This window comes from Mycobacterium sp. E136 (assembly GCF_001666865.1).
In the GTDB taxonomy this organism is placed as follows: Bacteria; Actinomycetota; Actinomycetes; order Mycobacteriales; family Mycobacteriaceae; genus Mycobacterium.
In genome coordinates, this window is the sequence record NZ_LZJE01000084.1 from 1 (window position 1) to 9009 (window position 9009).

General features: G+C 64.8%; 8 protein-coding genes and 2 pseudogenes. 4 read left to right on the forward strand and 6 right to left on the reverse strand.

Annotated elements, in window-relative coordinates; translation table 11 throughout:
* Positions 1 to 119: 119 nt before the first annotated feature.
* Both A5698_RS06380 and A5698_RS06385 read right to left on the reverse strand, forming a co-directional pair.
* Positions 120 to 548 (reverse strand): helix-turn-helix domain-containing protein, encoded by a 429-nt coding sequence (locus tag A5698_RS06380; RefSeq protein WP_067088551.1) that lies wholly within the window; start codon positions 546 to 548, stop codon positions 120 to 122.
* A gap of 89 nt (positions 549 to 637) precedes the next feature.
* On the reverse strand, positions 638 to 1978 hold the full coding sequence (locus tag A5698_RS06385; RefSeq protein ID WP_067088552.1) for a DUF445 domain-containing protein: 1341 nt from the start codon (positions 1976 to 1978) through the stop codon (positions 638 to 640).
* 104 nt (positions 1979 to 2082) lie between these two features.
* Between A5698_RS06385 and A5698_RS06390 the strand changes: the two genes are divergently transcribed.
* The 3 genes from A5698_RS06390 (at position 2083) to A5698_RS06400 (ending at position 4582) form a co-directional block, all read left to right on the forward strand.
* The gene (locus tag A5698_RS06390; RefSeq protein WP_068294586.1) at positions 2083 to 2787 is read left to right on the forward strand and encodes a TetR/AcrR family transcriptional regulator; all 705 of its coding nucleotides are present in this window, start codon (positions 2083 to 2085) and stop codon (positions 2785 to 2787) included.
* Positions 2784 to 3635, forward strand: coding sequence for a polyphosphate kinase 2 family protein (locus A5698_RS06395; RefSeq protein ID WP_068294589.1), 852 nt, complete (start codon positions 2784 to 2786; stop codon positions 3633 to 3635). The genes A5698_RS06390 and A5698_RS06395 overlap by 4 nt, the downstream gene beginning before the upstream one ends.
* A 107-nt stretch (positions 3636 to 3742) precedes the next feature.
* Entirely contained in the window at positions 3743 to 4582 is an 840-nt protein-coding gene (locus tag A5698_RS06400; RefSeq protein WP_156670628.1) for an endonuclease domain-containing protein, read from the forward strand.
* Here A5698_RS06400 and A5698_RS06405 read toward each other — a convergent pair.
* The 3 genes from A5698_RS06405 to A5698_RS06415 all read right to left on the reverse strand — a co-directional run bounded on the left by A5698_RS06405 (position 4556) and on the right by A5698_RS06415 (position 7845).
* On the reverse strand, positions 4556 to 5410 hold the full coding sequence (locus tag A5698_RS06405; RefSeq protein WP_068294592.1) for a 3-hydroxybutyryl-CoA dehydrogenase: 855 nt from the start codon (positions 5408 to 5410) through the stop codon (positions 4556 to 4558). The genes A5698_RS06400 and A5698_RS06405 overlap by 27 nt on opposite strands.
* A gap of 105 nt (positions 5411 to 5515) precedes the next feature.
* A complete protein-coding gene (gene aceA / locus A5698_RS06410) occupies positions 5516 to 6802 on the reverse strand; it encodes an isocitrate lyase (protein WP_067088559.1) in 1287 nt (428 codons plus the stop codon).
* Between the two features lie 266 nt (positions 6803 to 7068).
* Positions 7069 to 7845 carry an acyl-[acyl-carrier-protein] thioesterase gene (locus A5698_RS06415; protein ID WP_068294598.1) on the reverse strand — a complete coding sequence of 259 codons (777 nt, stop codon included), beginning with the start codon at positions 7843 to 7845 and terminating at the stop codon, positions 7069 to 7071.
* 131 nt (positions 7846 to 7976) lie between these two features.
* On the opposite strand from A5698_RS06415, the pseudogene A5698_RS06420 reads away from it, so the two are divergent.
* A pseudogene (locus A5698_RS06420) lies at positions 7977 to 8588 on the forward strand (helix-turn-helix domain-containing protein); the annotation flags it as partial.
* A gap of 74 nt (positions 8589 to 8662) precedes the next feature.
* Here the strand turns inward: A5698_RS06420 and A5698_RS27860 are convergent.
* A pseudogene (locus A5698_RS27860) lies at positions 8663 to 8971 on the reverse strand (ImmA/IrrE family metallo-endopeptidase); the annotation flags it as partial.
* Positions 8972 to 9009: the final 38 nt, after the last annotated feature.

Here is a 9009-nt window from a genome sequence, read left to right on the forward strand (position 1 = left end):
GCAGCGGCGCCTTCAGGTCGTCAACGGTGGGCTGGTTCTTGGCGGGGGTGTTCTTGGCCATGGTGTTCCTTTCTCAAAGGTGTCGTTCGATTTGCGGTGGTGATCAGAAAATGGGGTCTCTATTCAGTCGTCAGCCCCTCTTCCGTCTCGCTGCCGGGCTCGCCTACTTCGGCCTCGTTCTGCTGGCAGAACGACGTGTAGATGTCGAGCAGCACCTGCTTCTGGCGCTCGGTGATCGCCGCGTCGTTGACGATGGCGTCGCGCACCTCGCTCTTCTCGCTGGGCTCGAGAATCCCGGCCCGCACGTAGAGCACCTCCGCCGACAGCCGCAACGCCTTGGCGATTTGGTTCAGTACGTCCGCGGAGGGTTTCCGCAATCCCCGCTCGATCTGGCTGAGGTAGGGATTGCTGACGCCGGCCTTCTCGGCCAGCTGTCGTACGGATACCTGAGCGGCCTCGCGTTGTGTTCGGATGAAGGTGCCGATGTCCTGGGCGGCGGTCTGAGCAGCGTTGGACACGACGACGGCAAGATTGTCATCCTGCGACATGCGAAGCCCTCCGTGCATCGGGTATCCAGTAAGCGACGTCCCTACCGTACGACGGAGTGCTAACTTTTGCAAGCACTAGTTAGCGCAGGTCAGAACATAAGTTGGGCTATCGAATAGATGACGAGGCCCGCGAGTGCACCTACCACGGTGCCATTGATCCGGATGAACTGCAGATCGCGTCCGACGTGGAGTTCGATGCGGCGGCTGGCCTCGTTGGCGTCCCAGCGCTCGATGGTGTCGGTGATGATCGCGGTGATCTCGACGCCGTATTCGGCGACCAGGTGCTGAGCCGCCCGGATGATCCAGTTGTCGACCTTGTCGCGCAGGTCGGCGTCGTCGCGCAGCGACTCCCCGATGAGCATCACCGAATCCGCGATCCGGGTCCGCAGCGTGGATGAGGGATCGTCGACCGACTCGAACAGAATGCGTTTGGCCGCGGTCCACGCGGTCTCGGCGGCGCGGGCGACCTCGTCGCGCGCCATGACCTGTTCCTTGACGTTCTCGGCGCGCTCGATGGTGGCCTCGTCGTGCTGGAGGTCGTCGGCGAACTCGAACAGGAACCGGGTGGCCGAGCGCCGCAGTTCGTGGTCGGGGTTGCGGCGCACCTTATCGGTGAAGTCCATCAATTCGCGGTGGATGCGGTCGCCGACGAGGTGGTCCACCCAGCGCGGGGACCAGGTGGGTGAATCGCGTTCGATCACCCGGTCGATGACGGGTCCGGCGTTGAGCGACCACTGGAAGGCGCGGTCGGCGAGCAGTTGCAGCAGGGCCTCCTGCCGGTGTTCGGCCAGCAGCGTGGACAGCACCCGGCCCACGGGCGGACCCCATTGCGGTTCGGCGATGCGCTTGACGATCATCCGGTCGAGCACGGCCTGAACGTCCTCGTCGCGCAGCATTTCCACCAGCACCCGCAGCACAGTCGCGGTCTCGGCGGCCACCCGTTCGGCGTGTGCCCGATCGGAGAGCCATTTCCCGAGCCGGCCGGCGACATCGGCATCGCGCAGCTTGGTCGACACGACCTCCGGCGATAGGAAGTTCTCCCGAACGAAGGCGCCGAGGCCCTCTCCGAGCTGGTCTTTCTTGCGCTTGATGATCGCGGTGTGCGGGATCGGGATGCCGAGCGGGTGCTTGAACAACGCGGTGACCGCGAACCAGTCCGCGAGCGCGCCGACCATGCCGGCCTCCGCGGCCGCGCGTACGAAGCCGACCCATCCGGGCGCATCACCCGTGGACTGGGCCCACGTACAGAGCAGGAAGACGACCGTGGCACCGATCAGGAAGCTCAGTGCGACGACTTTCATGCGCCTCAGGGCGCGGCGGCGTTCCGCGTCGGCGGCGGAGTCGGCCCCGGCTAGGGACTCGGCGAAGCTTCTCCGCGGAGCGGTCGGAGCCGTCGGAGCGGGTCGTCCGGCGCTCGGTCTGTGTGCCACTCCTCCATCATCCGCTACGTCGCGCTGGGCCCCCGGTCCGACAACCCGCGGTGTCAAGATCAGCCGTACTATCGAGGGGAACTAGGGAACGGATCACGGGGATAGTGGCACAACAGTCCGAAGCGATCGCGGTCAAGACAGATGGCCGCAAGCGGCGTTGGCACAAACACAAGGTGGAACGTCGCAACGAGCTGGTGGATGGCACCCTGGAGGCGATTCGGCGCCGCGGAAGCGGCGTCAGCATGGATGAGATCGCGGCCGAAATCGGTGTCTCGAAGACGGTGCTGTACCGCTATTTCGTCGACAAGAACGATCTCACGACCGCGGTGATGATGCGGTTCGCCCAGACCACCCTGATCCCGAACATGGCCGCCGCGCTGTCGTCGAACCTGGACGGTTTCGCGCTGACTCGCGAAGTCATCCGCGTCTACGTCGAGACGGTCGCCGCCGAACCCGAGCCGTATCAGTTCGTGATGGCGAACAACTCGGCGAGCAAGAGCCGCGCGATCGCGACATCCGAGCAGATCATCGCCCGCATGCTGGCGGTGATGTTGCGCCGACGGATGCAGGAGGCCGGTATGGACACCGGCGGTGTCGAGCCGTGGGCCTTCCACACCGTCGGTGGCGTTCAACTGGCCACGCACTCGTGGATGTCGAATCGGCGCATGAGCTCCGACGAGCTGATCGACTACCTGACCATGCTGTCGTGGAATGCGTTGTGCGGCATCGTCGAAGTGGGCGGGTCGCTGGAGGCGTTCCGGAGTCAGCCGCACCCGTCGCCGGCGCTGCCGCCGCGAGACAGCCAGTGAGCTCATCGGGCGCGTTGCCCATCGCCGACGCGGTGCGGTTCCGGGCCGGCGACAAGATCGCCGATCTGGACACCTCGTCGACACCGGGGTTCGACGGTTCCAAGAGCGACGCCTTACCGGTGCAGGCCAACCGCAGCGACCGCCTCGCCGAGCTGCAGGAGATGCTCTACGCCAGCTCGAAGGGCGCCGACGACTCCCGCTCGGTGCTGTTGGTGCTGCAGGGCATGGATGCCGCGGGTAAGGGTGGCATCGTCAAACACGTTGTCGGAGCCGTGAATCCGATGGGCGTGCGCTACACCGCGTTCGGCAAGCCGACGCAGGAGGAACTGGCGCACGACTTCCTGTGGCGCATCCGGCGCGCGCTGCCGCCGGCGGGACACATCGGCGTGTTCGACCGGTCGCACTACGAAGATGTGCTGATCGTTCGGGTACACGACCTGGTGCCGCCGGACGTGTGGGGTGCGCGATACGACGAAATCAACGTGTTCGAACGCGAACTCGTCGACGGCGGAACGACATTGGTGAAAGTGGCGATGTTCATCTCGCTCGAGGAGCAGAAGAAGCAGCTGCTCGAGCGGCTCGACGACCCGACGAAATACTGGAAGTACAACCCCGACGACATCGACGAGCGCCTCAAGTGGCCCCAGTATCAGGAGGCCTACCAGGCGGTGCTCGATCGCACGTCGACGGACTACGCACCGTGGCATGTCGTGCCGAGCGATCGCCGGTGGTTCAGCCGGCTCGCTGTGACCGAGCTGCTGATCCATGCGCTCGAGGGTCTCGACTTATCGTATCCGCCTGCGGATTTCGACGTCGAAGCGGAACGCAAGCGCCTGCTCGATTCCTGAGGCCTTTGGCGCCGAGAGTCGTAGAGATGACGGATTTGCTCGGAATTTCGTCATCATTACGACGCTCGGTTGTGGAACCGATCGGCCGCCTGGTGCGCCTAATAAATGTGCAGAAAATCATCGTTGCGAGCGAAGCGCTCGCGGCCGGCGTGGTGACGCGCCAGATGCTCCGCAAGCAATACGTCAAGATCTACAACAACATCTATGCACCGGAAGGGGTACGACTCACTGCGTCCGATAGAGCACTCGCCGCTTGGCTGTGGTCGCGAGGTGAAGCGACGCTGGTTGGACACTCCGCAGCGGCCATGCTCGGAACACGCTGGCTTCCCGACGATGGTCCGGCTGAGATCGCCCACGCGTACCAGCCCGGCCCGCCGGGGATCGTGATTCATCGTGGCGCTCTCGCCGACGACGAGGTCTGTGTTCGCGGCAGCCTCGACTGCACGACGCCCGCGCGAACCGCTTACGACCTGGGCCGTCGCGTCGTCGGCGATACGGCCATCGTGCGCATCGACGCGTTGCTCAACGCGACCGGTTGCACTCCCGCCGAAGTACATGCGATCGCGGATCGCTACCCCGGCGCCCGGCATATCCGTCGGCTACGCGGCGCACTAGACCTCGTCGACGGCGGCGCTGAATCGCCGAAGGAAACCGAGTTGCGGCTGCATCTCGTGCGAAGCGGATTGCCGCGACCCGTCACCCAGATCCGTGTTGGCAAGCGACGAGTCGACATGGGTTGGCCGCAGTGGAAGATCGGTGTCGAGTACGACGGAGAACACCACTGGACGAATCCCGACCACTATGCCGCCGACATCGAACGACTCGAATACCTTGCCGCGCAGGGCTGGAACATCATCCGCGTCAGCAGCCGGCAACTGCGATACGCCCGGGCCGGGGTCCTGCGGCGCGTGCGCTCGGCACTAGTAGCTGTAGAAGCCCTGCCCTGACTTCTTGCCGAGCTGACCCGCCTCGACCATCCGCAGCAACAGCGGCGGCGGCGCGTAGTGCGGATCCTTCAGCTCGGTGAACATCGAGTCGGCGATCAGCTTCATGGTGTCCAGGCCGATCAGGTCCGAAAGCCGCAACGGCCCCATCGGATGCGACAGCCCCGCGACGATCGCCTTGTCCACGTCCTCGACCGTGGCGACACCCGACTCCACCATCCGGATCGCCGACAACAGATACGGCACCAGCAGCGCGTTGACGACGAAACCCGAACGGTCCGAACACCGTACGACCTGCTTGCCCAGCACCTCGCCGGCGAACTGCTCAACCCGCGCGAGCGCGCCGTCCGAGGTCACGAGCGTGTTGACCAACTCGACGAGCGGCAGCACCGGCACTGGATTGAAGAAGTGCAACCCCAGCACGCGGCTCGGATTCTTAGTCGCCGCAGCGATTTTCATGATCGGGATGCTCGACGTGTTCGATGCCAGCACGGCGTCGGGGTCGGTGATGATCTCGTCGAGCTGGGCGAAGATCTTGCCCTTGACGGCCTCGTCCTCGACGACGGCCTCGATCACCAGCTGGCGATCGGCCAAATCCGACAGGTTGGTCGTGTAGCTCAACCGCGCCAGCGTCGCATCGCGATCGGCCTCGGAGAGCTTGCCCTTGCTCGCCGCCCGCTCCAGCGATCCTGTGATCCGCTTGCGCCCGGCCTCGACGAGTTCCTCGGACGGCTCGTAGACGACGACGTTCGCGCCGGACTTCGCCGACACCTCGGCGATGCCGCTGCCCATCTGTCCGGCGCCGACCACGCCCACTCGTTCAATCCTCATTGCGTCCTCTCCACAACATCAGGCCCCGCCCAATATAAGGACGGGGCCTGATGACAAGCCGTTGGGCCTCGTGAGCCTACTGGGCTTGGCTTACTCACCGAGATGTCAGTGGAACTGACCCTCTTCGGTCGAACCCTTCAGCGCGGTGGTCGAGCTGGTCGGGTCCACCGTGGTGGCGATCCGGTCGAAGTACCCGGCGCCGACCTCGCGCTGGTGCTTGGTCGCGGTGTATCCGCGCTCCTCGGCGGCGAACTCGCGCTCCTGCAGCTCGACGTACGCGCTCATCTGGTTGCGGGCGTAGCCGTAGGCCAGATCGAACATCGAGTAGTTCAGGGCGTGGAAGCCGGCCAGCGTGATGAACTGGAACTTGAAGCCCATCGCGCCGAGCTCCTTCTGGAACTTCGCGATCGTGGCGTCGTCGAGGTGCTTCTTCCAGTTGAACGACGGCGAGCAGTTGTAGGCCAGCATCTGGTCCGGGAACTCGGCCTGCACACCCTCGGCGAACTGCTTGGCCAGCTCGAGGTCGGGGGTGCCGGTCTCCATCCAGATCAGGTCGGCGTACGGCGCGTAGGCCTTCGCACGCGCGATGCACGGCTCGATGCCGTTCTTGACGCGGTAGAAGCCTTCCTTGGTCCGCTCACCGGAGATGAACGGCTGGTCGCGCTCGTCGACGTCGGAGGTGATCAGGGTGGCCGCCTCGGCGTCGGTGCGCGCGATCACGACGGTCGGGACGTCGGCGACGTCCGCGGCCAGGCGCGCGGAGGTCAGCGTGCGGATGTGCTGCTGGGTCGGGATCAGCACCTTGCCACCGAGGTGGCCGCACTTCTTCTCCGAGGCCAGCTGGTCCTCCCAGTGCGAGCCCGCGACACCGGCGGCGATCATCGCCTTCTGCAGCTCGTAGACGTTCAGCGCGCCACCGAAGCCGGCCTCGCCGTCGGCGACGATCGGCACCAGCCAGTTCTCGACCGAGGTGTCGCCCTCGACCTTGGCGATCTCATCGGCACGGAGCAGCGCGTTGTTGATGCGGCGGACCACCTGCGGCACCGAGTTGGCCGGGTACAGGCTCTGGTCGGGGTAGGTGTGGCCGGACAGGTTGGCATCGCCGGCGACCTGCCACCCGGACAGGTAGATGGCCTTCAGGCCGGCACGGACCTGCTGGACGGCCATGTTGCCGGTCAGCGCGCCGAGCGCGTTGACGAACTCCATGTCGTGCAGCTGGTTCCACAGGATCTCCGCGCCGCGGCGGGCCAGGGTCGACTCCTCGACCACGGTGCCCTGCAGCGCGACGACGTCCTCAGCGGAGTACTCACGGGTGACGTTCTTCCAACGGGGATTGGTGTCCCAGTCGCGCTGAATTTCCTCTGCGCTCTTCGGCTTGCCAACGGTTGACATGGCGCTCCTTCAATCTGTTCACTATCGCTGCGGCGCGGCCGGAGTGCCCGGCTTGTTAACACCCAAACGGTTCAGCGGATTCGCTACCACGAGGATGCCTTACTCCATTAGCGCAGGTCCAGCCGTTTCGAGTGCCAACTTTCGCCAACCACTCCACCGGATTAGCGAATTTTGCGAAGATCGACTTGCGCTTGACCGGTTCAGTAGTTACCGACCAGTAGCCATATGCGCAGGTCAGTACGCCCGTACTGTTAAACGGGCGATGATCAGAGTTTGAAGATCGATGCGACGGCCTTGGCCTCGTCGCCGACCGCATATGTGAGCGTTGTAACAGTGCGGTCCGTCAGTTCCGGACCGAATTTGTCCGTCGAACCGGGCGGGAACGTGTGGCTGAGGATCTCGAGTCTGTCGCCGAGTGCCACCGCGGCGTCGTGCTCGATCGTCACGCGTAGCGGAAACCGCTCCAGTTCGGGGTGGTGCAGCAGGTAGTCCTCGATCACCGACCAGTACACCGAATTGTTCATGTGATCGAAGATGTCGATGTCGCTGACCCGGACCGGGTAGTCCCGTATCTCGTCGGCGTCCTCGCGACTGCCCGGCGACAGGTACGGCTTCCACCGCAGCCGGTCGACGTTGGTCGTGCGCCGCAGGCCCTCGAGGAAGTCGTCGGAGATCCGGGCCGGCCCCTGAGTCTCGCGGTTGATGTTGATCCAGAAGGCTTCCGACTCCACGAGGCCTGACCGCCTGCCTTCTATACGCACCCGCATCTCGCACCACCGGTTCGACGTGCCCGAACACCAGCGGCGGAGCCGCAGCATGTCCTGGAATTCGATCGGGCGGATCATGTCGACCATCGTGCGGCGCACGATCCACAGCGGATGGGTCTCCTGGAAGCCCAGCTCCCGCAGCTGGTCCGAGCCGATGTCCTGGATGTGACGGGTCGCGGCGTCGAACTTCAGCCGGCCTTCGCGGTCCACGTCCGCGACCCGCAGCGGCCACTCGATATCGAAGACGTCGGGGTGCGGATCAGGGACGGGCATCATGGTCTTGGCCAGCCCCTGCGCGGCGCCTGCTGCCGACCCCTTCTTGGTGCTCACGACCGCTGATCCTGCCACAACGGCCGATCTGCCAACAATGCGAAGGACCTCTTCGCATCGTTGCTACCCTGGTTGACGTGGCGAAAACCTTTGTCGGATCACGGGTTCGGCAGCTACGCAGCGAGCGCGGATTCAGCCAGGCGGCGCTGGCGCAGATGCTGGACATCTCGCCGAGCTATCTCAACCAGATCGAGCACGACGTGCGCCCCCTGACCGTCGCGGTCCTGCTGCGCATCACGGAGGTGTTCGGCGTCGATGCGACGTTCTTCGCCTCCGAGGACGACACCCGGCTGGTCGCCGAGCTGCGCGAGGTCACGCTCGACCGGGATCTCGACATCGACGTCGACCTCACGGAGATCGCGGACATGGTCGCCGCGCACCCCAACTTGGCCCGGGCGATGGTGAACCTGCACCGCCGCTACCAGCTGACCACCACCCAGTTGGCGGCGGCCACCGAGGACCGGTTCAACGCCGGCGGCGGGGGCTTCAGCTCAGGTTCGGGCGCGATCACCATGCCGCACGAGGAAGTCCGCGACTACTTCTACGAACGGCAGAACTATCTGCACGAACTCGACACCGCCGCAGAAGATCTCACCATCCGCATGCGGATGCAGCGTTCGGAGCTGGCGCGCCAACTGTCGGACCGGTTGACGATGGTGCACGGCGTCCGCATCACCCAACGCATGGACGGCCGTTGCAGGGTCGAGAGGCGGTGCGCGATCGTCTCGTAGCTGACCGAATAGAACGCCGAGACCCGCTCGACGTCGTAACGGAATTTCTCCGCGACATCGTGAAACTGCGTGTAGGGCAACATCATTGCGGCGGCGAAGTAGTTGGCCAGCCCCATCCGCGCCAAGCGGGTCGACTCGTCGCTGGTGAACTTGCCTTCGTCGACGAGCTTGTCGATGAGGCCGCCGAACTCCAGATATGCCAGTTCGGCGGCCATCTTGAACACGGTCTGGCCCGAGGAGAGATGGTTGTTGAGTACCAGCGTCTTTGTCTCGGGGTCGTAGCGATGCAGCACCGACTCGCCGAGGTCCATGCGTTGGGTGATGCGGACGCCGTGCACCATCGTCAACCGGTCCGACAGTTGGCGCGCCAGCTCCGAAC

What these genes read in the sequence shown, in the direction of transcription:
- A5698_RS06380 (WP_067088551.1), bottom strand. Translation starts at nt 548, where the DNA reads ATGTCGCAGGATGACAATCTTGCCGTCGTCGTGTCCAACGCTGCTCAG.
- A5698_RS06405 (WP_068294592.1), bottom strand. Translation starts at nt 5,410, where the DNA reads ATGAGGATTGAACGAGTGGGCGTGGTCGGCGCCGGACAGATGGGCAGC.
- aceA (WP_067088559.1), bottom strand. Translation starts at nt 6,802, where the DNA reads ATGTCAACCGTTGGCAAGCCGAAGAGCGCAGAGGAAATTCAGCGCGAC.
- A5698_RS06415 (WP_068294598.1), bottom strand. Translation starts at nt 7,845, where the DNA reads ATGATGCCCGTCCCTGATCCGCACCCCGACGTCTTCGATATCGAGTGG.